Below are 23132 nucleotides of genomic sequence, written 5' to 3' on the forward strand. Positions count from 1 at the left end.
GCGAGCAGCATATACCATCGCGCGCTTGGTCTTTCGCGGGTGATTTTTCGCCAGCCGGTACGCCCTATCTGCGTATGATTCTTAAGGGGGAGCAAGCGGAATGTCAAGCAGTAAATGGTTTTTTTTTTACAGCTGTGGTCGCATTGGTTTATGCATCACGGTATGGACCGCTTCCCTATAGGATCACCAATACCACCAGGAGGACCGCAGCGAGGACCAGGCGGTAGATGGCGTAGGGGCGGAAGGTGCCGGACTTGAGGCGCGAGAGCAGGAAACCGATGGCGAAGTAGCCGGTGAGGGCCGCCGCCGCGGCGCCCACCAGCATGGGCCAGAGCTGGTCCCCGGTGACACCGTCCAGCACCAGTTTCAGGCCCTCGTAGGCCGCGGCCGCGCCGATGATGGGCACCGAGAGCAGGAAGGCGAAGTCGGCGGCCTCCTCGCGCTCCAGGCCCGCCGCCCGGGCCACCGAGATGGAGATGCCGGAGCGCGAGACCCCCGGCATCAGGGCCAGGGTCTGCCCCACCCCCACCGCCAGGGCCTCCCGCCATCCCGCCGCCTGCCAGTCCTTCGTCTGCGGACCCAGGGCGTCGGCGGCCCAGAGCACCAGCCCGAATAGGGCCAGCATCACGGTCATCAGCAGCGGCATGCCCTCCATCATCTCCGAGGACTCAGCGAACAGGGCGCCGATGATCAACCCGGGGATGGTGGCCAGGAGCAGCAGCCAGCCCAGCCTGGCCTCGGCCTGCCCGCGTTCCTTACCCGTCACTTCCCTCCACATGGAGGCGATGATTGCCCCCAGCCTGCGGCGGTAGTACCACACCACCGCCAGCCAGGTGCCGACATGGAGGGCGACCAGGAAGGAGAGGTCGGGCTCGCCCCAGCCGAAGATGTGGATGAGCAGCGCCAGGTGGGCGGAACTGGAAATGGGCCAGAACTCGGTCAGTCCCTGTACAGCCCCCAGCAGGAGGGCCGGCAGTATCCCCATCACACCCCCCGGGAACGCAGATAGTCACCGCGGTCGGCGAGTATCGACAGGACGCGCGCCGCCCGCTCGGGGTTGGTATAGATGCACAGCCGGTCGTGGGGGAAGGCGTCGGTGCCGTCCTGGGTCACGTCCATGTACTGCTGGGGCATGCCCACGGTGACGATGGGCTTGCCCTCCTCGGCGGTGAGGCCCACCACCCGCTGCGCGAAACGCAGGCTGCGGTCCTTTACGTACATCCTCTGGACCTCCGCCGCACGCTTCTCCTCTTCCTCCCGCTGCTCGTGCTTGAGGCCGAAGGCCGAGGAGGCGTTGATGGTGCCCAGGGAGAAGACCGCGTCGTATTCGTCGCTCTGTGTCAGCAATTCAAGGCAGCGGGTATGGTCGTCCAGGTTGAGGATGCCCACCAGGTCCACGGGGTTGCCCTTGCTCCAGTAGGAGGGCAGGAACGAGCCGATCTTTTCGCGCAGGCCGTCGGACAGGGGCACCACGTCCAGGCCGCCGCGCTCGCACAGGTCGGCCGCGATGACCCCCCACCCGCCGCCCCAGGAGAGGATGGCCAGCCGGCGGCCCCGCGGCACCGGCAGCTTGGCCAGGGCATCCGAAAAATCCAGCATCTCCTCGGTGGTCTCCGCCTGGATCATCCCGGTCTGGGCGATCATGCCCTGGTAGATCTCGCGTGAGCCGGCCATGGCGGCGCTGTGCGAGGCGGCCGCCCGGCTCCCCGCCCCGGTACCCGCCGCCTTGTAGATGACGATGGGTTTTTCGAGGGAGATTTCCTCGGCCAGCTCCAGGATGCGCCGTGGCTGCTTGAAGCCCTCCACGTAGAGCAGGATGACCCTGGTCAGCTCGTCGCGGGCGAAATATTCCAGGTAGTCGGCGAACTCGAGGTCGCACTCGTTGCCGATGCACACGAAGCGGGAGAAGCCGATGCCCCGGAAAGAGCCCCAGCCCAGCATCTGGGTGCCCAGGTTGCCGCTCTGGGCGGCGAAGGCCACGTGGCCCGGGCGCGGCCTGACCGGGGGCATGAGGGCGGTAAGGCTCCAGGGGGCGGAGTAGATGCCCATGGTGTTCGGGCCGACGACCCGCATGCCGCAGGCGTGGGCCTTGGCGACCATGCTCCCCTCCATCGCGCGTCCCTCGGGGGAGGACTCGCTGAAACCGCCCGAGATGGCGATGACCGTCTTGGCGCCCGCGGCGGCGCAGTCCTCCAGCACTCCCTCGACGTTCTCCGCCGGGATGGTGATCATGGCCAGGTCGATCTCCTTGCCGATCTTTGCCGCGCTGGGGTAAAAATCGATGCCGTTGAGGCTGCCGCCCCGCGGATTGACCAGGTAGAGTTCCCCCTTGTATCCGTCCCGCATGATATTGCTGGGGACTATCCTCCCCCACTTGGCCAGGTTCTCGGAGGCCCCGATGACCGCCATACGGCGGGGGTTGAAGAGCGCCTCTACCGCGTCCATGCCTGTATTGCTCAAAGCAGACCTCCCGTGTTCGCCGCTGGCCTCGCCGCGCGGGCCGGTACCGGCGGGTTGATGCCTACAGTTTCTGGATCCTCTCCGCCAGTAGCTTTCCCTGTTCTATATATGGGTCGACGCTGCCGCTCAGGCTGACGAGATAGGTTATAGCCTCGTTCCACAGCTCCTGTGCCTGGGAGACCGCGTTGGAGAACCACTGCCGGAACTGCACGAAGGAGGCGAGGTCCTCAGGTTTGACCGCCTGGTCCACGGCGGCGACGGCCTCGTCGATGGAGCGGAAGAACTGCGTCAGCTTGTCGCGGTAATCCCGCAGCTTTTCCGGGGGCTCCATGTTCTCGAGGTCCTTGAGGTAGCCCTCCATGGTCTTGCGGTCTTCCGCCGCGGCCGCCTTGATCTCCGGTACCCCGGCGCTGTCGGGCAGGGCGGGCAGGGCCAGGTTCTCGACATCCTGCAGCATGGGCAGGACCACCTCGAAGAAACCCAGGGCGTCCCGCACGTCGCGCATGCCCTCCGCGCCGTCGGCGTAGAACTGGAGCAGGTCCACGTGCAGCGGCACCGCCAGCTGGGGTGGATACATGGGGTCGGCGCTGTCCCAGGCGGTGCCGAAGATGCCTTCCGCCTTCTCGAACACGGCCCGGATCTCCGGCAGATCGTAGTAATCCGTGAAGTCGAACTGGTTCAGCTCCTCGATGGTCACCCCCAGGTCCCAGGCCACCCCGTCATGCAGTTCGGAGATGCTCTTGCGGTACTCGGAGAGGCCCATCTCCCCGTCGCCCCCGCATCCAGCCAGGAACAGCAGCAGGCCCACGGCCAGCAGAACGACTATGATCTTTCCTCGCACTTATTCCCTCCCGTGTCGGGGTTCAAGGTCCAGACCATTATAATATCTAAACGCGGATAGCCTGAAACGGAGCCGGGGAGCCGGCATACATAATTCAGTGCATTGTTCATTAACCTTGCGCGGCGGTGCTAGAATATATATTTGCGGCCTCTAGAGAATCGTTTCGCGGGGGAGAGAGTTGCACAGGCGAGAGACATTGCTGAGTGGAAACGGCAGCGAATCGGCCAGCACGGCATATAAAGTCCGTATCACCAAGGGGTTCGTCGACGCCGACTTCGGGGACGGTTTCCTGGTGGAGGTGTGGGATTTCCGCGTGCAGCGCCTCGTCTACGGCGAACGCTATAAGGAACTCGGGGAAGCCCGCCGCCGCCAGACGGAGATCAGGGGGGACCTCGACACCATGAGCCTCGACCGCTTCCGCACGGCGTACCTGTCGCGCCATCCCCGCACCTGAGGGGTGCCGGACCGCGGGCGCCTACGCGTAGAAAGAGAGCATGCTACGCAGGCGCGCGCGCAGCCTCTCTTTTAGCTCCGGCGGCGAAAGGACCTCCACCCCGGGGCCGAAACCCAGGATCTCCCTCTCCAGCCAGGACAGGTTATCGGTGTTTACCGTGCATACCAGGCGCCCCCTGACCATCTCGGCGTGGGAGAAGATGGGTTTCTCCGCCGCCCTGCGGGCCAGCGCGGGCGAGAAACGCAGGCGGACCTCGATCTCCCCCCCGGCGGCGCCGTAGGCGCTCCGCGGGGTCTCCTCCGCTTCCTCATCCGGCGGCGGCTCGAACTCGCCCGCGGTCACCTCCATGTCCTTGATGCGGTCGACCCGGAATACCCGCACCTCCTTGTTGCGCCGGTCCCAGGCCCGCAGGTACCAGTTGCCCATCCCGAACTCCAGCGAGAGGGGGTGGACCAGGCGGCGCGTGATCTCGTCCCGGCCGTAGGTGTAGTACTCCATCTCCACCACGCGGCGCTGCTCGCAGGCGCGCGAGAGCTCGGCGACGATCTCCAGCCAGGGGGTGGGAGGGCTGAACTCAACGCTGTCCCGGATGACCTCCCTCGGCACGGACCCCTCCTCGAGCACGCCGGCGATCTTGTCCATGGCCGAGGTGAGGGCGGAGGAAGCGGGGGGCCCGGAGAGCCTGCGTACCGCCTCGCACGCCAGGTAGAGGCCGGATAGCTCAGCCGAGGTGAAGCGCAGGGGGCGTGCGAAATAATCGGCCATGCGGATGTGGACGCGGTCGCCGTCGATGTCCACCTCGATAAGGTCGGCCGGGGTGTAGTCGGGCTGTCCGCACATGAAGATGAGGTCGAGGTCGCTGATGATCTGGGCCTGGGACACCCCGAAGACCCCGCTGAGCTCTCCCAGCGTCACTCCCTGGTTCTTGAGGACGTAGGGGATGAGTGCGAGCAGCCGCTGGATCTTGCCCTCGGGGTCAGGCATCGCCGCCACCCCCCAGCCCGTCCAGCATGAGCGACAGCCGATCCTTCACGCTCTGCCGCAGCTGCGGCGGGGAGAGCACCTCTGCGTCCTCCGCGAAGGAGAGGACCCAGGCGAGGAAGGCGTCCTCGTTGCGCACGGTGACGCCGAGTATTCCGCCCCCGTCCTCGCCGGGCTCGAAGGGATAGACGTCCCCGAGGTCCTTCTCCACCTGCCAGGCGATACGGGGCGAGAAGCGCACTCTAGCCTCGTATTCCGCTCCCTCCTCGAATTCCCAGGGCAGCATACGCGAGTAGTCACCGAGCCTGAAATCAGAGGGGCGCTCGAAGTCGGGGCCCTCCTCTCCGGCTCGCGCCAGTTCCACATCCGACTCGATGCGGGAGACCCGGAAGGAGCGGACCTCCTTGCGCAGGTGGCAGTAGCCCACCAGGTACCAGGCCCCACGGTCGAAATAGAGCCCGTAGGGATCGATCTCCCGCTGCCTCGCCCTGCCCCTGGCTTTGCCCTTATCCATGGTGTGATAGACGAAGCGCACGGTGCGCCTGCCGGCCGCGGCCTCCCACAGCACGCTGAGCCCCTCCAGGGGCTCTGGCGGAGGAGCGAACCTCCAGTGGCGGGACCTGGTCTGCACCTGGCGGCTGCCGTCGCCGAGGTCCGGGCTCAACTTATGCAGGGCCGCACCGGCCTCTCGCGAAAGGGGCGTGACCTCCTCGGATGAGAGGCGGTTTACCAGCAGCAGGGCCACCTTCTCCTCCGGGGTGAAGGCGATCTCCGGCAGGTAGTATTCCTCCTTGGGGATGCGGTAACCCATCTCCTCGCCGAAGGCGTCCACCGGCTCCACCAGGATGGGTATGCCCATCTCGCGCAGCTCGCTCTTGTCCCGCTCGAACATGCGCTTGAAGGAGGGCATGGTCGCCTGCCCGTAACCCGGGATGGAGTGGCGGATGCGCTCGAGGGTCACCGGGCGCTGCGCCTCCAGCAGCATGGCGATGAGGTCGATGAGCCGCTCGGCCTTGTTCATGGCCCGCACCCCCGTCCCGCGCCCGGGCGGCGCGGACTGCGGCGGCGGCCCTTGTCACTGGGAGGTGCTAGCATCTCACTTGGAGCGAAAAGATCTGAAAGGCAGGTAGATGAGACCATGAGATCGTTGCGGCCGGCAATGTTTATATCGGGCCTTGTCCTCGCCTCCCTGGCCGAGAGCGCGGGGCCTTTCTGGTTCCTGGCGGCGGCGGGCAGCTTCCTCTCCTTCGCCGTCCTGCTGGTCCTTTCGGTGCGGGGCGAGGCCGTCGCGAGGAGGCACGCCGAAGAGGGGCGGGAGGTCACCATTTCCCTTCCCCCTCCCCTGTACCTCGAGGAGATGGCGGGTGCCGCAGATCCAGTGTCTTGCCCGACGCATCCAGGCTGGATGCCGACTGACACGCCTCTTCCAGCGTCTGTCCGGCGGCAGAGCTGCCGTGTCCCCTGACCATGGCTGCCTTGTAGTTACGTGTGAATTGTTTCAGCATGCGCGGTTTCCCCCGTTATAACGCGGCCATCTTCCTAACAATATATATCATGGTGGAAATGGGGTCAGCCCCTGGCATGTGACATTATGAAGAACCGGCCGGATGCAGAATTTATCAATCGTTATAAATGCCACATGCCAGGGACTGACCGTGTCGGCGGGAAATCCGTATGTTTTTTTGCTATCATTTAGCCATTACGCCATGCGCTTGGCGCCCACAAAATTGCCGGTAAGGACAAAGGGGGGATATCCATGGACGGGAACACCCGTACGGGCAAAGGCGACCGCCTGAAAAAGACCGTCGAGAGCCTGGACAGACACGGCCTCAAACTGCTCGTTCCCCTGGCCATCCTCTGCTTCCTCCCCCGCCTCGCCGCCAAGGCCATCGAGATGGAGGGGGAGAGCAAGGGGTTCGGGGTCAGGCAGTTCAAGCTAACCACCAGAGACGGCACCACGCTATCGGCCGTCCTCTACACCCCCAAGGGTGAGGGGCCGTTTCCAGCCCTGGTCATGGTCCACTCCTGGATGTTCTCCCGCTGGCAGTGCCATCTCTACGCCCCTTATTTCGCCTCTGCGGGATACGCAGTGCTCTCCTACGACTGCAGGGGCTGGGGTTCCTCCAAGGGAAGGGTGCACTGCGCCGATCCAGAGCGCGAATTGAGCGACCTCCAGGACGCTATCGACTGGCTGCTCGCGGAGAGCGGCGTTCCGATCAAGGATGGGGCGCTGGGAGTGACCGGTATCTCCTACGGCGGGGGCCACTCCTTCCTCATCGCCTCCCGCGACCCGCGCGTGCGGGCCGTGGCGCCCATGTGCGGGTGGACCGAACTCAAGGAGAGCATCACCCCGCGCAACTCGCCCAAGATATTCTGGAGCTTCGGCCTGCTGCTCACCGCCTCCTGGGCCACCAGGATGGACCCCCGCAACATCCTCTACCGCTGGTTCGGGACGGTCCTCTTCAGGCGCGGCAGGATCGCCGACTACGAACGGGACATGCGCAGCCGCTCCTGCCTCTACGACGTGGAGAACACGAACACGCCCATGCTCATCGTCGGCTCCTGGAACGACGACCTCTTCGAGCCCAACCAGATGATGGAGTATTACTGCAGGCTCGACGCCCCCAAGATGCTATACATAGGCAACGGGCTGCACGGGCTGGACCCCGGCCTGGGGCCGCGCTGGGCCGGCAAGGAGATCTGGGAACTCACCCGCCGCTGGTTCGACTACTGGCTCAAGGGTGAGGACAACGGCATCCTCTCCGAGCCCGCCGTGCGCCTGTACAAGCCGTGGAAGCGCCGGGTGGAGCCGGAGGACGCCTGGCCGCCTCCAGACGTCAAGACCCACCGCGTCTACCTGGGCAGAGAGAACGGGGATTTCAAGATGAGCTCCCGGCCCAAAGGGGAAAAGGGCGAGCGCGAGCTCAAGCCGAAGCTGCTGAGCCCCGCCCACTCCGGGCCTTCGGTGGTGCGCCCGCAGGCCTTCGGCATCCCCGTGAAGGGGCCGAGGGAGGACGAGGGAGAGGGCTTCTTTTCCTTCACCACCGCGCCCGCCAAGAAAGACTTCGAGCTGGTCGGCGTGCCCAGGCTGCGGGTCACCCTCAAGCCCAGACAGGAGAGGGTGCAGATCAACGCCCTGCTCTACGACGTGTCCCCCTCCGGGGACGCGCCGAAGCTGATCACTTATGGCACCGCCACCCTGGAGGGGATGACCCCCGGCAGGGAGACGGCGCTCTCCCTGGACCTGGTGGCCGCCTATCACCTGCTCGAAGCGGGGCATTCCTTCCGCCTCACCCTGAGCGGGGCCAACATCCCCTTCGTCCTCCCGGTGTTGGGGAAGGGCGCGCAGGTGCTGTACGGCGACGGCGAGAGCATCCTCGAGCTGCCGCTGCGGGAGGTGGTCGCGGTCTGACGCCCCGCCCGCTGCCGCAGCCGCCGCGGCGCGGCCCCCAAACGAAGTCACGGGAGTGGGCTACAATAGGGCGGAGGGCTCGACCGTTCCGGCTGCGGAGGTGAAAGGCCGATGACCGTACGCCCGCCCAGGACAGCGACCTTGCTCGTGACGGTGATGATCCTGTGCCTCGCCGCCCTCCTTCCCGCATGGCCGCAGGCCGCGTATGCCGGGGACGGCACCTGCGGTGAGGCCAGCGCCGCCGCCTCCACCACGTGGTACTTCGCCGAGGGCTACACCGGGCCGGGCTTCCAGGAGTGGCTGACCCTCTTCAATCCCCAGGAGTCACCGGTTAGCCTGGACCTTCACCTCCTTTACAACGGAGGGGCATCGCAAACGGTGCCTGCCGAGCTTCCGGCCCGCTCGCGCGTGACCTTCAATATCAACGACCTGGCCGGAGCGGACGCGGAGGTCTCGCTCTACCTGGAATCGCTGCAGCCAATCGTCGCCGAGCGCCCCATGTATTTCACCTACCGTGGCAAGTGGAAGGGATGCACGGTGACCAGCGGGGCGACGGCGCCCTCCAAGACCTGGTATTTCGCCGAGGGCTGCACCCGCGCGGGGTTCGAGGAGTGGCTGCTGCTGGCCAACCCCGGGGACATGGGCGTGTCGGCGACGGTCCACTTCGTCCTGGAGGACGGCTCCGTGGTCCCGGTGCCCGTGGAACTGCCACCGCGTTCCCGCCGCACCGTCTTCGTCAACGCAGCCGTCGGTGAGGGGCGGGATGTCGGCGCCCGTGTAGAGGCGGACGCTCCCATCTGTGCCGAGCGGGTCATGTATTTCAACTACTACGGCATGTGGCCGGGGGGCCACGCCTCCAGCGGCCTGGCCCAGCCCCGCCAGACCTATCTCTTCGCCGAGGGCTATACCGGCGCCGGCTTCCAGGAGTGGCTCACCCTCTACGCGCCGCGGCAGAGCAGCGGAGAGGACGGCACCGAGATCACCCTGGACTGCCTTTTCCAGGGCGGAGAGGTACAGACCTTTCAGGTGCATCTGGACCCCGACACCCGCCGCACCCTGTATATCAACGACATGGTGGGGGCCGGAAAGGACGTCTCCCTACAACTGTCCGCGGACGAGCCCTTCCTGGCCGAGCGCCCCATGTACTTCAACTACCTGGGGGTGTGCCGGGGCGGCCACGTCTCCAAGGGAGTGGAGGAACCGGGCACCCACTGGTACCTGGCCGAGGGCACCCTCTACTACGGGTTCCATACCTACCTCTGCCTCATGAACCCGGGCGAGGAAGCAGCATCCGTCGAGGTCGATTTCGTGTACGCGGAGCAAGGGTTCGAGATGCCGGAGCAGTACGATCTCCCGCCGCGCTCGCGCCTGACCCTGAGGGTAAAAGGAGAGGTGTCGTATTACTCCGATGTCTCTTTCGAGATCACTTCGGATACCCCAATAGCCGTCGAGAGGCCGCTTTATTATCCGGGCAGCAGCTTCGAAGCGGCCAACGCCATGGACACTATCTGGGGCCTCAGTGCGATCATCGGGCAAAGAGTCGAGGGTACGCAGGGAGAGCTGGCGGCCGCCCAGTACCTTGCGGGTGCCCTGACGAATTATGGATATAAGCCGCAGATCCAGGAGGTACCCTTGCCCAACGGCGCCGTCACCCGCAACGTCATTGCAACCTGCGGCCCCGACTGGGCGATCCAACCCGGTTACGAGAAATACCTGGTCGTGGGAGGCCACTACGACACCAAGATGAACACCGGCAGTCCCGGCGCCAACGACAACGCCTCCGGGGCGGCGGTGGTCCTGGAACTGGCCCGCTGCTTCGCGGAGCACCCTCCCCCGAATTTCATCATCCAATTCGTCTTCTTCGGAGGAGAGGAGCGTCTGGTGGAGAACAGCGACCTCCACCACTTCGGCTCGCGATACTACGTGGGCAATCTGACGACGGACATAAAAAGCAGGATGATCGGCGCCATCGTCGTGGACATGGTGGGGGTGGGGAGCCAGCTCTACGCCCGCACCATGGGCATCGGGCCCATGGACCTCTGCAACAGCCTCATGGCCTACGCCCAGGGGACAGGCGTATACCTGCCCTACATGCAGGATTACTCCTACTCCGACCACGAGCCCTTCGAAAAAGCGGGCATCCCCGCGGTTTGGCTTGAATACAAGGACGACCCCTGGTACCACACCCCCGGCGACAGTTTCGACAAGATAAACCCCGCCTTCATCGAGCACACCGGCCGCCTCCTGGAGGGCTTCATCCGTACTTCGGTCAACTGTCCGACGTGAGGTTCCCTTTGAGGTCCGGTGCGGACCCATAATCGTTTGAGGGCTAGCGGCGGGAGCCTACCACCTGCGCGGGAACGCCGGCGGCGATTGCGTAAGGCGGCACGTCGGAGTTGACCACCGCACCTGCCGCCACCACCGCGCCGTCCCCGATGGTCACCCCCATGAGGATCACGGCGTGGGAGCAGATCCAGCAGTCCTCGCCGATGATTACGGGGCCGTAACTGCCGCACTGGAAACGCATGGGCCCCTCACCGCAGTCCATGCCGTGGTCGGCACAGTTGATGTTCACGTAGGGGCCGAGCATGGAGTTCCTGCCGATGCGGCAGTCGTCGAAGGCGTTGATGATGTTGAAGGGGCCGACGGCGGCGCCGTCCTCCAGCCGCAGGGTGGCGTCGTTGGCGGCGAAGAGGCGGGACCAGGTGTCCAGGGAGCAGTTCCTGCCGATGATGATCCGTCCCCGGTCATTGCCCCTTATCTGCACCGGGGTGGGTATGAAGGTGCCGTCCGCGATGGAGCAGGTCGCGTCGCCGCACAGCGCCACGTCGGGACTTGCGCTGATCCAGACGTAGGGGCCGCACTCCACCCCGCCCCGCCGCAACTGCCACTGGTGATAACGGATGCCGGGGTGCATGGCGGCGAAGCGCAGGCGGTCCCACGCGCTACCAGGTCCTTTCAACCCGCAACCTCCTCTCGAAACGCGCCAGCTTGTAACCCGCCCACATGGCGTACATCAAGTGTACCTTGAGCAGCTCCCTCTCCTCCAACCACTTCATGTCCGGTCCGTAGGCGATGTCCCGCACCAGAGCCTCGGCTATGAACTCCACCCCCTGGGGCTCCCCTTCGAAGGGTATGGCCCCGACAGCCTCCTCCTCATACATGACGCGCAGCTTGTCCACCCCCACCTCCACCGACTCCCGCCGCCCGGGGTCGGTGAACAGCACCGGCTCGGCGCCCAGGTCGTCCGCCGCCCTGGCCAGTATATATCCCTCGAGGAAGGTGGAGTTGATGATCCCGCTAATATCGCTTATGAGGCTGCGCGAACTCACGCGGGGAAAGCAGTTGCGTACCACGCGCTCCATGAAAAGGTCCAGCCACAACATGGCCATGGAGCGTGAAGCCAGGTCCAGGTCGGTGAACCTAATACGGCCGCGGTAGTCCTCGTATCTCTCCCGTAAGTTCATCTTCTCAGAGCTGCACCATCTGGTCGGCGTAAGCATCATAGTCGTCCCCACAGGTGAAGATGATCACCTGGCACCTGCGGGAGAACTCCCTGAGTACGTCCATGGCCCGGTCCAGGCGTCGGGGGTCGAAGGTGACGAAGGGGTCGTCGAGGAGGAGCGGGGGATGCTTCTCGCCGCATATGACCTCAACCAGGGCCAGGCGCGCGGCGAGGTAGAGCTGGTCGATGGTACCGCGGCTCAACACGCCCGGTTCGACCTCGCCCCCCTTCTCCCCCGACCACACCTTTATATCGAAGGTCCCCTCGTCCACCCGCACCCGCTGATAGCGGTTGTCGGTGATGCGCGCGATCATGTCGCCGATCATGCCCTCCAGGAGGCGCGCCGCCGAGGAGAGGGTGGTGCTGGACGCTCTCTCCAGCCATCCCTGCGCCAGTTCCAGTGCTCGCGCCCGCCGGCGCAGGCGGTCCAGCCTCTCCTGCAAGAAGGCTATCTCCTCACAGGTCCGCAGGTGCTCCTCCTCCACACCCTCCTCGCTGACCGCGACCTCCATGCGTATACGTTCCTCTTTGAGCCCGTCCAAGCGGGAGCGCAGGGCTTCCTTCTCGCGCAGGACTTCCTGCAACCGCGCCGCGTCCACGGTACGCCCCCGCAGTTCCTTGAGCCTTCTCTCACGCAGGCTGACCTCCGTGGCCAGCTGCCGCGCCTCCTTCTCCACCCGCGCTATGTCGCCGTCGGGGACGAGCACCTCGAGCTTGTCAGCGATCTCCTTGCGGCGCGCCAGCAGTTCCAGGTAGCCGAGCTTCATCTCGGTGAAGCTCTCCAGCGAGTCGCAGCCGGCCTCGGATATGATCCCCTCCGCCTGCGAGTTGATGCCCCGTTCCCGCTCCTCCAGCTCGCGCACCTGCTCCTCCAGGGCCACGTGTTCCCTGCCGCGGCGCAGGAACCCCAGGTAACCGCCGGGCACGAGGGACAGGACCAAACACGCCACGCCAGCCAGGGAGATAAAGAGCATGTAGGGGGAGAGCGCGATCCCCGCCAGCCCCACCAGGACGAGGGTGATGCCCACCAGGAGCACGTAGGGCGCCCAGGCCCGGTAATGCGTCCTCCTGGCCTCAGCCAGCCTGCCGCGCATGATACCCAACCCCTCCGAGACTCCAGCCCGGCGCAGCTCTATCTCCCCCAGTTCATCCCGCCTGCTTTCGAGGATTCCCTTTAGCCCGCCATACCGGGCACTCTCTTCCTCCGCCAGCCTGGCGTCCTCCGCGATCAGAGATGACGCTGACTCGAGCTGACGGTAGCGGCGGTGGAAGTCCTCGATATCCTCCTCTATATCCGCGCGCTCCGACGAATCCTCCGACAGAGCCATCAAGGCCTCCAGCCTGCCCTTTAGTTCCTTTGTCTCCGAACCGATCTCCTCCAGGCGCCGCCGCGCCTCTCTCCTGGCCTCGACCAGGGCCGCCAGCTCGTCGCGCCTCTCCCGCCATCTCTGCAGCTCGTCCTCGGCCTGGGCGATGGGGCCAGGGTTCTTCGCGGGTCCGCGCGTGCCGCGCAGCAGTTCGGACAGCTCGCGCCCCAGCGTGGTAAGCGCATGCGTCGCCCCCGTGCCCGCATCCGAGCCGGTGACCGTGCGCTGGAGGCCCTCGCTCAGCTCCTTGTTCCCCGCCGAGATCGCGGCGACCTCGTCCTGGCGGATGCCGGCGGTGGAACGGTAGGCGACATCCGAACCCACCCCCAGCCAGTCCTTGATGATCTCGTCGATAACCGCCTGGTCGCGGGTATCCGTATCTCCCCAGACCAGTGACGCGCTCTTCGCCGCGAAGTCCTTGACCAGGCGGAAGGGCCTGCCGGACGCCTCCCCCGCCACCTCCAGGGCGAAGCCGTCCTGTTCGCCCCAGGTGACGCTGTCGCGCACCTCCTTGCGCGTAGCGTCCACCTTCCAGAAAAAGGCAGCGAGGAGCGCCTGGAGCAGGGTTGACTTCCCGGACTCGTTGGGGCCTTTGATCACGTTTATCCCCTCGTCCAGGGAGATGCTCACCTGCCGGAAGCGACGGAACCTGCGCAGGGTCAGCTCGGTGACCTTCATCGCTCACGGCCTCCCCGAGAGGTGGGCAAGCCCCAGCCGCAGGGCCTCCTCGGCCACCAGCAGCTCCTCGCCCTCCAGGCCTGCCATCTCCTCCCGCGCCAGGCGGATGAAACGGCCGGTTACCGTCTTCTCGGCGTAGGTTTCCAGGTCGTGCTCGGAGAGCCCGGAGGGAGTGATGACCAGCTTGAGGTGGAAGAAGAGCGGAGACAGGTCTTCCTCCATCCTGTCCCAGTCGCAGATCACCCATTCCTCGCCCCACAGGCCTTTGATGCGGACCTCCAGGGCGAGTTCGCGATCGGCCAGGCGCCTCAGGTAGGCGTATAGCTCAGCCGGGCCGCCGACCTCCCCGGCGTCCAGCTCCAGGCGGGACATGCGCCTGCGGCCAACGGGGATGGTCTGCACCCGTGCCGGGGCACCGTCCTCCAGCTCTACCAGGATGACCGTACCCTCCTCACCCTTGCCCATATCGAGGGGCTCCGGGGGACCGCTGAAGAACGCAGCCGTGCTCCCCTGACTGTAGTCGCCGCGGGAATGCCAGTGCCCAAGCGCGAGATAGTGGAGGTTGCTTCCGCCAACGCTGCGCGCGGAGACGAGCATCTCGTCCTGCTCGACCTTCCCTGGCACCACGAAGGAGGCGTGCAGCAGGCCCACGCGCCAGCGCGCGGCATCCCCGGCGCGGAACCCGCTCAGGACGTCCAGGCCCTCGCCGCTCGCGGCCATGCCATAGACGTCGAGGCCCAGTCCCGCAACGGAGAAAGGCGACATCTCAGCGCCCCGGAAGACGTGCAGGTGCTCAAGGGTGGAGAACTCGGGGCCCTCGTAGACCCCGCCGGGCTGCAGGCGGTCGTGGGTCCCGGGGACGATAAAGGTCCAGATACCCTCGCCATCGAGGCGGCGCAGTTGATATATCACCTCGCCTACCAGGCCGGGTTGGGGATAGGCGGAATCGAAGAGGTCGCCCGCGATGAGCAGGGCGTCCACCTGGGAGGTGAGGGCGAGATCGATCACCCGCGAGAAGGTGGCCTTGAGCTGGTCGCGCTGTTCCCTGCCGCGCCGCCCCAGAAAGGCGAAGGGAGCGCCCAGGTGTACGTCGGCCGTATGCAGGATCTTAAGACCAGCCATCCGTCCTCCTACGTCGATGAATCACAATCATTATAAGGCAGGGCGGGGACGAACGTTGCATACAGCGAGTCCCGGCCCTGTGAGCGGCGCAGGCCTTAGGTGACAGGTTTGGCCATTGATACAGACCAGGTGGGAAGTGATGGCGACGCTGGCCGTGGCTTATGGGAGCTGGGGTGGCAGCGTAGATGTATAATCTTGTCATGGATGTGTGGGTTTATGTCGTTATCATCGTCGGCGCACTGCTGCTGCTCGCCCTGGTGCTGTTCTTCAACCACATGATCAGGCTGCGCAACAAGACCAGGAGGGCTTGGAAGGACATCGACGTGCAGCTCAAGCTGCGCCACCAGTTGATCCCCCTCCTGGTATCGACGGCGGAGGGCTACGCCCTGCACGAGAAACAGGTCCTGGAGAAGGTCACGCGCACGCGCGCGGAAGCGGTGGCGGCTTCCGGTGTGGCGGAGAGGGGGGCCAGGGAGCTGTCCCTCGCCGCCGCGCTGGGTGAGATATTCGTGCTGAGGGAGAGATATCCCGAGCTCAAGGCCGACGAAAGCTTCCAGAGGCTCTTCGAGGAACTGGTCACGGTGGAGGACCACCTCGCCGCCTCGCGCAAGTATTACAACGGCTCGGTGCGCATCTACAACACCTTCATCCAGAGCTTCCCCCAACTGCTGCTGGCGCGGCTCTTCGGCTTCCGTACGGCCGAATACTTTCAGCAGGAGGGCGGCGAGGTCTAAGTGGGGTCGTGTCTTCAGAATTCAATTTCCCCGCAGGTAGGCGGGCAGACCAGCCGTCTCCTGAAACAGAATTCATGAAGACACGACCCCTTATACGCCGTATCCGGGATTGCGCAACAGGCTCCTTACCCCTTAGATGGTAGGTTGATCGCTCTCGTTGCCGGTGGACACCAGCAGCCTCAAGGCCTTGTTCACGTATTCCGCCACCTGAAGAACGTAATCCCTGTCCTCCCCGGCAAGGCGTTCCACCTGCCGTGCCACCACCTCGGCCTGCTTGTCCCTCATCGCCTCCATCCTGCGCTTGCCGCCCGGGGAGAGCGTGACCACCACCTTGCGCCTGTCGCTTAAATCGCGGGTGCTCTTCACCCAGCCCCTCTGTTCCAGGGTGTAGACCATGCGGCTCACTGTGGAGGGGTTGATGAAGAGCATCTTCGCCAGGTCGCTCTCGTTCAAGGCCCCGTGCATGTAGATGGTGATCAGGGTCACGTACTGGGTATAGTTGATATCGCTGTCCTTGAGGATGGCGCCGAATTCGCCGTACTGCTCGTGCATGAAGAGGAAGACCGTCTCCACCATGTCGGCGAAGACGCTGCTGGTCTCCTTGCCGTCTGGTGATAAATTTGCATTCTTCATATTTTTCATGCCACAATTATTGTAGAACCCCTCGTCCCCGCGGGTCAACAACACGCCGGTGGCAGGCCCAAATTGACCTCATCGAACTGGGGCGATAAAATATGACTGATAGTCATAATTTCTGTGAGGGTATATGAGCAAGGAAGAGAAGGCCCCGGCTCCCGTTCGCGGCGTGCGTTTCGCCCAGGACCGTTCACGCGAGACCCTGCGCCGCATCCTGGACGCGGCGGAAGGGGTCTTCGCCGAGAAGGGCTACGACAAGACCACCGTTGCCGAGATCATCTCCCGCGCCGGTATCGGGCACGGCACTTTCTGGCTCTACTTCCGCAACAAGGACGACCTCCTCGGCTTCATGCTCCAGGACATGGTCAAGGAGTTCGAGGCCTTCGACTGGTACGGCGGGGACGCCCTGGAGGGACCCTCCGTGCGCACTCCCGAAGAGGTGGAGGAGATAATCCGTGGGGTCATGGGCATCTTCGCCCGCTATGCGACTATCCACCCCCTCATCGTGCGCGCCTCCCTGGACAGCGAGGAGTTCCGCATCCTGCTGGAGGAGTTCAACCAGCCCTTCCTGCGAATCGTCGAGACCAAACTCCGCGAGCACCTGGACAAGGGCTGGTGCAGGGACCTGGACCCAGAGATCACCGCCCTGATCATCGTGACCCTGCTGGAGTACGCCAACCTGCAATGGCAGCAGAAGGGGCGGGCCCTGGACGGGGACGCCCTCATCCACAACCTGAGCATGGTCATCTACCACACGTTGAACCACTAGCGAAGGTCAGGGTGGCGCTCCCGGAAAGCCCGCACGGCGTCGCGCACGGTGTGGAACATGTTCTCCTCGCCCACCCTAGCGGTGATGCCGTCCCGGCGCATGAACGACCTCACGGGTGCGTGCACGCGCGCGACGAGCACCTCCACGCCTTCCTCCGCCAGAGCGGCGTGGAGGGCGGTGAACTCGTCGCTGGCGGTGGTGTCCATCTCGTAGATCATCTCGCAGTCGACGATGACCGTCCGGGGACGCGGGTCCGCTCCCTCCACCAGTCCCCTGATGTCGTCCGTGAACTCGTCCACATTGGAGAATATCAGGGGAGCGTCGAAGCGGTAGATGATCAGGTAGGGAGAGTAGGGCTTGCACTCTGGGCGTTCGGCGATGTCCCCATGCTGGGTGCCGCTGTCGTCGACGCCCAGTACGGCGGAATGGGGCGTACTGGTCCTCAGGATCAGGCCGGCCAGGGAGAGCGCGACTCCGATGATGATGCCGAACATCACGCCGAAGATGAGCACGCCGAAGAATGCTCCCAGGGCGAGGGCATAGTCGGCCCTGCTGGAACGGGCGTAGCGGACGAAGGGCCCGACCTTTATGAACCTGCCCACGGCGAAGATCACGATGGCCCCCAGGGCGGCCTGGGGAAGGTACTTCAATGCGGAGGTCAGGAAAAGCGTGGTGAAGACCAGCGCCGCGCAGAAGATGGATGAGAGCTGCGTCCTGCCTCCGGCCTGCTGATTGATGGAGGTGCGCGAGAAGCTGGCATCGACGGCGAAACCGCTGAGAGCCCCGGCGCCCAGGTTCGCAGCCCCCAGGCCGATCATCTCCTGGTCGGCGTCGATCTCGCGGCTGTCCCCGGCAAACGATTTGGCGATGGCCAGCGACTCGGCGAAGGCCAGCAGAGCCAGCCCGATGGCTCCCGGCAGGAGGTGGACGATGTCCAGGGCCCCGACGCCCGCCATGGACGGCCACGTCATCCCCGGGGGCACTTCCCCGACCAGCGCCACGCCGTGCTCCCCCAGGTCGAAGGCGAGGGCGATCACGCTCGCCAGCACTACCAGCACCAGGGCCCAGGGCAGCCTGGGAGCGAGACGCCGCGATATCACGAGAAACAACAGGCAACCGGCGCCCAGGGCGAGGGTCGTCCAGGACCACGAGCCGGCCTGGCGGAAGACGTCGGCGAACTCGGCGAAGGTATTGCCTCCCGAGGTCTGGATGCCGAAGAGCTTGTGGGCCTGGCTCACCGCGATGAAGATGGCGGCGGCGGACATATATCCCGCCAGCACCGGCTTGGCCAGGAATTTGGCGAGGAAGCCCGCCCTCGCCAGGCCGCCGATGATGAGCAACAGCCCGACTGCCAGCGCCAGGGCCGTGCTCAAAGCGACATACCTCTGTGGATCGCTCCCGGCGAAAGCGCCCACCGTCGCCGCCGATACGGCCGCGATGGCGGCCGTGGGCCCGACGTTCACGATGCGGGAAGTCCCGAAGACGGCGTAACCCACGAGGGAGAGGCACGCCGCGTACAGGCCGTACTGCACCGGCACGCCCGCGATGCCCGCGTAGGCCATGGCCATGGGTACCGTCGCCGCCCAGACCGTGAAGGCGGCAGCGATATCACCGGCCAGAAGACCACGCCGGTAGGACGGAAGCCACTTGAGGACAGGCACGTGGCGCTCCAGGAACTCTTTCTCTTTCCCCGGGCTGCTGTCCATTATCTTCCTGACCGATGATCCGCTATCACATCATGCCGGCTCCTTGCCGGAGCAGAGCTTCCGTCTGCTTCCAAGGTATCACAAGCAAGCACTCCCATGTGCCCTCACACGGTGGTGCGGCCCGCGGCCGAGATCACGGACCCGGCGAGAACGGCGGGACGGGCAGCGCCGCATTCGTTGTATGATAATACCGTCTCGAACGAGTGTCAGGAGAGGCATCCATGAGCAAGGGGACGAAGGACGGGCCCGGTTTCTGGCACCGCCACGTGCCCATCGCCTACTGGCTCCCGGACTACGAGAAGAAATGGCTCGGCGGCGACCTGGTGGCCGCCCTGACGGTGTGGGCGCTGCTGGTCCCGGAAGCCCTGGCTTACGCGGGCATCGCGGGCGTGCCGGTGCAGTACGGCCTCTATGCCGCCCCCCTGGCGCTGCTGGCTTACGCCGTCTTCGGCTCGTCGCGCCACATGGTCTTCGGCCCCAGTGCCGAGGGCGCCGCCGTCTCCGCCGCCGTGGTGGCGCCCCTGGCAGCCAGCGGCGATCCCGACAACTACCTGGCCCTCACCATCACCCTGGCCCTGATGGTGGGGGTGATCATGATCGTGCTCGGCCTGGCCCGCATGGGTTTTCTCGCCAAGTTCTTCGCCGCCCCCGTCCTGGACGGGTTCATCGTCGGAGCCGCCATCTTCATAGCCGTGGGCCAACTGGGCAAGGTCTTCGGCGTATCCACCCAGGGCGACAACACCTTCGCCAAGTTCGCCGACGTCTTCCGCCAGGCCGGCTCGTGGTCCTGGACCACCATCGCCGTGGGCGCGAGCTGCCTGCTGCTCCTCTTCGTGCTGCACCGCTTCGTCCCCGGACTGCCGGCCGCCCTGACCATCATGGTGCTGGCCATCATCGTCACCGCGGCCTTCGGCCTCTCCGATCACGGCATCTCCATCGTGGGCGAAGTGCCGTCTGGTTTCCCGAGCTGGTCGCTGAAAGGGGTCGGTCTGAGCGATATCACACAGATGTTCCCCGGCGCCCTGGGGCTGGTGGTCCTGGTCTTCGCGGAGTCCCTGGCCACGGCCAAGGTCTACGCCACCAAGTACGGCTACCGCCTGGACCCCAACCTCGAGATGGTCTCCTACGGCGCGGCCAACCTCGGTGCCGGGCTCTTCCAGGGCTTCGCGGTTACCGGCAGCGTCTCCAAGACCGCCGCCAACGACGCGGCGGGAGCCCAGACCGAGCTGGCCATGGTCTTCTGCTCGGTGCTCTCCCTGCTGACCATCGTCTTGTTCGCCCCCCTCTTCAAGTACCTGCCGGAAGCGACCCTGGCCGCCGTGGTCATCCACGCCGTCGCCAGGCTCATCCGTTTCAAGGAGCTGCGCCGTCTCCACCGCGTCAGAAGGGTGGACTTCCTGTTGGCGTTCTCAGCCTTTCTGGGAGTGCTTCTCTTCGGGCTCCTGGAGGGCATCCTCATCGGCGTCCTCCTCTCCCTGGTCCTCTTCATCAGGAGCGCCAGCAGCCCGCACTGGGCGGTGCTGGGGGTGGACGGCAGCGGAACCCGTTACGGGGACCTCAAGGAACACCCCGACTGCCGGCCTGTCGACCCCGGGCTCATCATCTTCAGGTTCGACTCCCCTCTCATCTTCTCCAATGCGGACGAGTTCGCGGGAGAGGTCCTGCGCCTGGTGGAGGAGGCCGACCCGCAGCCGCGCACGGTTATCGTGGACGGAGAGGACATGTTCGATATCGACACCACCGCCGCGGACAAGCTCATCGAGCTGCGGGAGGGGCTGGAGGCCAGGAACGTAGCGCTCTACCTGGCCAGGGTCCATGCCCCGACCCTCGAGTTCATGCGCCGCGAGGGCGTGGTGGAGGCGGTGGGAGAGAGCAACATCTTCCCCACCGTCGCCGATGCGGTAAAGGCCTTCGAGAAAGGGCTTTAGCGCGCGGGATAGGGACCTTTGCCGTACCGTGCGAGCGTTAGATCCATATAGACGGAAAGGAGCAAGTGGTGGCGGATTATCTTACCTATACGGACGGCGAACCGTTCCCGGGGACCATCGGACGCACCCAGGCCGATTCCGTGCCCGCGTGGCCGGTACCGCCGCGGGCGCCGGAAGGCGCTCCCAACATCCTCATGATCGTCCTCGACGACACCGGCTTCGCCCAGGTAGGGTGCTTCGGCGGTCTGGGCGGTCTCATCGACACGCCCAACATCGACCGCCTGGCCGCGGGCGGCCTGCGCTACAACAACTTCCATACCACCGCCCTCTGCACCCCCACCCGCGCCTGCCTGCTCACCGGGCGCAACCACCACAGCGTGGGGACGGCGGTGATCATGGAGTTCCCCAACGGCTACCCCGGCTATAACGGCTACATCCCCAAAGAGGCGGCCATGCTCCCCGCCGTCCTTGTGGAGCGGGGATACAACACCATGTGCCTGGGCAAGTGGCACATGGTGCCGCCCGAGCACGCCACCGCCTCGGGCCCCTACGACCGCTGGCCCCTGGGGCAGGGGTTCGAGCGCTTCTACGGCTTCCTCCTGGCGGAGACCAACCAGTGGGAGCCTGAGCTGTGGTACGACAACCACCGCGTGGACCCTCCCCGCGGCGCCGAGGAGGGCTATCATCTCAACGAGGACCTGGCGGACAAGGCCATCGAGTGGATCAGCGAGCAGCAGGCGGTGACGCCTTCCAAGCCGTTCTTCATGTACTTCGCGCCCGGCGCCACCCACTCGCCCCACCACGCCCCCCGGGAATGGATCGACAGGTACAAGGGCCGGTTCGACGAGGGCTGGGACGTCATCAGGGAGAAGACGCTGCGGCGGCAGAAGGAGATGGGCATCGTGCCCGAGGATACCGTGCTCCCGCCTCGCAACCCCGGCGTGCGCGCCTGGGACGGATTATCCGAGGACGAGAAGCGCGTCTTCCGGCGCCAGATGGAGGTCTTCGCCGCCTTCCTCTCCCATACCGACCACCATATCGGGAGGGTGCTGGACTTCCTGGAGCAGGCCGGGATCATGGACAACACCATGGTCGTCTTCCTCTCCGACAACGGCGCCAGCGGCGAGGGAAGGGCGGACGGCCTGGTAACGGAGATGAGCTTCTTCAACTTCGCCCCCGAGACCCTGGAGTTCATGCTGGAGAAGCTGGAGGAATGGGGAGGCCCCACCACCCACCCCCACTACGCCACGGGCTGGGCCGGAGCCGGCAACACGCCCAACCGCTGGTACAAGCAGATGGTGCACGAGGGCGGTGTACGCGACCCCCTCATCATCCACTGGCCAGCTCGTATCGTGGACAGGGGCGCCGTCCGCTCCCAGTTCCACCATGCCGTGGATATCATGCCCACCCTGCTCGAGGCCATCGGCATCGAGATGCCGGCCCAGGTGCGCGGGTACGCGCAGATGCCCCTGGAGGGCGAGAGCATGGCCTACAGCTTCACGGACGCTGACGCCCCCACGCCCAAGACGGTGCAGTACTTCGAGATGCTGGGCCACCGCGCCCTGTGGGCCGGCGGCTGGAAGCTGGTAACCGCGCACCCCTCTCTCATCTTCAGGTGGTCGAACAACCTCCTGGAAATGGAGGCGCACGACGGCGATTTCGACGCGGACACCTGGGAGCTCTACCACATCGACGAGGACTTTTCCGAGATGCGCGACCTCGCGTCGGAGCGACCCGAGAAAGTGCGCGAACTACTCGACCTCTGGTGGGCGGAGGCCGGCAAGTACAAGGTGCTGCCCCTGGATGACGCCATCGTGGCGCGGGCCGTAGCGGACGAGCGGCCGCACGTCCTGGAGGAGCGAGAGGTCTACACCTACCACCATCCGGTGAGGCTGGTGCGCATGGGCTCCCCCGACCTCAGGGACCGCTCCCACGTCATCACCGCCGAGGTCGAGATACCGCCAGGCGGGGCGGAGGGGGTCATCGTCTGCAACGGCGGCCTCGACGGGGGCTACTCGCTGTGCGTGAAGGACGGCAGGCTGCATTACGTCAGCAACTGGCTCTCCCGCGAGCATTACGTGGTCACCTCCGAGGACCAGCTGCCGGAGGGGCAGGTGGCCCTGCGCATGGAGTTCCGCAGGACCGGGGACCTCGCCGGCACAGCGGCGATCTTCGTGAACGGCCGCAAGGTGGGAGAAGGCGACATACCCCATACCAACCCGACGGTCTACGCCTTCACCGAAGGGCTGGAGGTGGGCTCCGACTCGGGCTCGGCGGTGTGGCCGCAGTACCGGCCACCCTTCTCATTCACCGGCACCATCAGGAAGGTGGAGATAAGGATGGACGGCCCCGGCTATAACGACCCCGAAGGCGAGGCCCGCGTGGCGCACTACCGTCAGTGACCCCTGATGGGGGAGACGCTTGCGCGCGTCTCCGAGTGGATCACCGGGACCAGGCGAGCTGCGCCGCTCGTATTGACCATCATGGAACCGTAATACACTCAGAGCCGGTCTATAGGAGGTTTAAGAATAGCAAGGGT

At 65.4% G+C, this 23132-nt stretch carries 19 protein-coding genes; 8 read left to right on the plus strand and 11 right to left on the minus strand.

All coding sequences use genetic code 11. From position 1 onward, the window contains the following. Window positions 1–175: 175 nt before the first annotated feature. The 3 genes from AB1384_07160 to AB1384_07170 all read right to left on the minus strand — a co-directional run bounded on the left by AB1384_07160 (window position 176) and on the right by AB1384_07170 (window position 3301). A complete protein-coding gene (locus AB1384_07160) occupies window positions 176–985 on the minus strand; it encodes an undecaprenyl-diphosphate phosphatase (GenBank protein ID MEW6554047.1) in 810 nt (269 codons plus the stop codon). Next, complete coding sequence (locus AB1384_07165; protein MEW6554048.1) at window positions 985–2460, minus strand: CoA-binding protein; 1476 nt, start codon at window positions 2458–2460, stop codon at window positions 985–987. The genes AB1384_07160 and AB1384_07165 overlap by 1 nt, the downstream gene beginning before the upstream one ends. A gap of 61 nt (window positions 2461–2521) precedes the next feature. Further along, window positions 2522–3301, minus strand: a complete 780-nt coding sequence (locus tag AB1384_07170) for a hypothetical protein (protein ID MEW6554049.1) — start codon at window positions 3299–3301, stop codon at window positions 2522–2524. Window positions 3302–3479: 178 nt separating this feature from the next. Here AB1384_07170 and AB1384_07175 point away from each other — a divergent pair, with 178 nt between their 5' ends. Next, window positions 3480–3755 (plus strand): hypothetical protein, encoded by a 276-nt coding sequence (locus tag AB1384_07175; protein MEW6554050.1) that lies wholly within the window; start codon window positions 3480–3482, stop codon window positions 3753–3755. A 21-nt stretch (window positions 3756–3776) separates the two neighbouring features. Here AB1384_07175 and AB1384_07180 read toward each other — a convergent pair whose 3' ends face one another. Together AB1384_07180 and AB1384_07185 are read right to left on the minus strand one after the other, a co-directional pair. Next, the gene (locus AB1384_07180) at window positions 3777–4739 is read right to left on the minus strand and encodes a WYL domain-containing protein (GenBank protein ID MEW6554051.1); all 963 of its coding nucleotides are present in this window, start codon (window positions 4737–4739) and stop codon (window positions 3777–3779) included. Then, window positions 4732–5757, minus strand: a complete 1026-nt coding sequence (locus tag AB1384_07185) for a YafY family protein (GenBank protein ID MEW6554052.1) — start codon at window positions 5755–5757, stop codon at window positions 4732–4734. Before AB1384_07185 ends, AB1384_07180 begins: the two co-directional genes overlap by 8 nt. 117 nt (window positions 5758–5874) lie before the next feature. Here AB1384_07185 and AB1384_07190 point away from each other — a divergent pair, with 117 nt between their 5' ends. From AB1384_07190 to AB1384_07200, 3 genes are all read left to right on the plus strand, one after another. After that, window positions 5875–6201 carry a hypothetical protein gene (locus AB1384_07190; protein MEW6554053.1) on the plus strand — a complete coding sequence of 109 codons (327 nt, stop codon included), beginning with the start codon at window positions 5875–5877 and terminating at the stop codon, window positions 6199–6201. A gap of 291 nt (window positions 6202–6492) precedes the next feature. Continuing rightward, window positions 6493–8148: a CocE/NonD family hydrolase gene (locus AB1384_07195; protein MEW6554054.1), complete on the plus strand. Its 1656-nt coding sequence runs from the start codon at window positions 6493–6495 to the stop codon at window positions 8146–8148. Between the two features lie 111 nt (window positions 8149–8259). Then, window positions 8260–10434, plus strand: a complete 2175-nt coding sequence (locus tag AB1384_07200) for a M28 family peptidase (GenBank protein MEW6554055.1) — start codon at window positions 8260–8262, stop codon at window positions 10432–10434. 43 nt (window positions 10435–10477) lie between these two features. Here AB1384_07200 and AB1384_07205 read toward each other — a convergent pair whose 3' ends face one another. The 4 genes from AB1384_07205 to AB1384_07220 are packed head-to-tail and all read right to left on the minus strand — an operon-like array spanning window position 10478 to window position 14820. Then, the gene (locus tag AB1384_07205; protein MEW6554056.1) at window positions 10478–11110 is read right to left on the minus strand and encodes an acyltransferase; all 633 of its coding nucleotides are present in this window, start codon (window positions 11108–11110) and stop codon (window positions 10478–10480) included. After that, the gene (locus AB1384_07210; protein ID MEW6554057.1) at window positions 11094–11615 is read right to left on the minus strand and encodes a hypothetical protein; all 522 of its coding nucleotides are present in this window, start codon (window positions 11613–11615) and stop codon (window positions 11094–11096) included. Before AB1384_07210 ends, AB1384_07205 begins: the two co-directional genes overlap by 17 nt. Before the next feature lie 4 nt (window positions 11616–11619). Next, window positions 11620–13698, minus strand: a complete 2079-nt coding sequence (locus tag AB1384_07215) for an AAA family ATPase (protein ID MEW6554058.1) — start codon at window positions 13696–13698, stop codon at window positions 11620–11622. A 3-nt stretch (window positions 13699–13701) separates the two neighbouring features. Beyond that, the gene (locus tag AB1384_07220) at window positions 13702–14820 is read right to left on the minus strand and encodes a DNA repair exonuclease (protein ID MEW6554059.1); all 1119 of its coding nucleotides are present in this window, start codon (window positions 14818–14820) and stop codon (window positions 13702–13704) included. A 185-nt stretch (window positions 14821–15005) separates the two neighbouring features. On the opposite strand from AB1384_07220, the gene AB1384_07225 reads away from it, so the two are divergent. Then, window positions 15006–15554: a LemA family protein gene (locus AB1384_07225; protein ID MEW6554060.1), complete on the plus strand. Its 549-nt coding sequence runs from the start codon at window positions 15006–15008 to the stop codon at window positions 15552–15554. Between the two features lie 132 nt (window positions 15555–15686). Here the strand turns inward: AB1384_07225 and AB1384_07230 are convergent, their stop codons facing one another. Beyond that, window positions 15687–16187, minus strand: coding sequence for a MarR family transcriptional regulator (locus tag AB1384_07230; GenBank protein ID MEW6554061.1), 501 nt, complete (start codon window positions 16185–16187; stop codon window positions 15687–15689). Window positions 16188–16320: 133 nt separating this feature from the next. Here AB1384_07230 and AB1384_07235 point away from each other — a divergent pair, with 133 nt between their 5' ends. Then, window positions 16321–16959, plus strand: a complete 639-nt coding sequence (locus AB1384_07235) for a TetR/AcrR family transcriptional regulator (GenBank protein MEW6554062.1) — start codon at window positions 16321–16323, stop codon at window positions 16957–16959. On the opposite strand, the gene AB1384_07240 is transcribed toward AB1384_07235, so the two are convergent. Then, on the minus strand, window positions 16956–18665 hold the full coding sequence (locus AB1384_07240; protein MEW6554063.1) for a SulP family inorganic anion transporter: 1710 nt from the start codon (window positions 18663–18665) through the stop codon (window positions 16956–16958). The genes AB1384_07235 and AB1384_07240 overlap by 4 nt on opposite strands. A gap of 221 nt (window positions 18666–18886) precedes the next feature. Here AB1384_07240 and AB1384_07245 point away from each other — a divergent pair, with 221 nt between their 5' ends. Beyond that, complete coding sequence (locus AB1384_07245; protein ID MEW6554064.1) at window positions 18887–20593, plus strand: SulP family inorganic anion transporter; 1707 nt, start codon at window positions 18887–18889, stop codon at window positions 20591–20593. A gap of 68 nt (window positions 20594–20661) precedes the next feature. Beyond that, complete coding sequence (locus AB1384_07250; protein MEW6554065.1) at window positions 20662–22995, plus strand: arylsulfatase; 2334 nt, start codon at window positions 20662–20664, stop codon at window positions 22993–22995. Window positions 22996–23132: the final 137 nt, after the last annotated feature.

Source organism: Actinomycetota bacterium (genome assembly GCA_040757835.1).
Taxonomy (GTDB): Bacteria; Actinomycetota; Geothermincolia; order Geothermincolales; family RBG-13-55-18; genus SURF-21.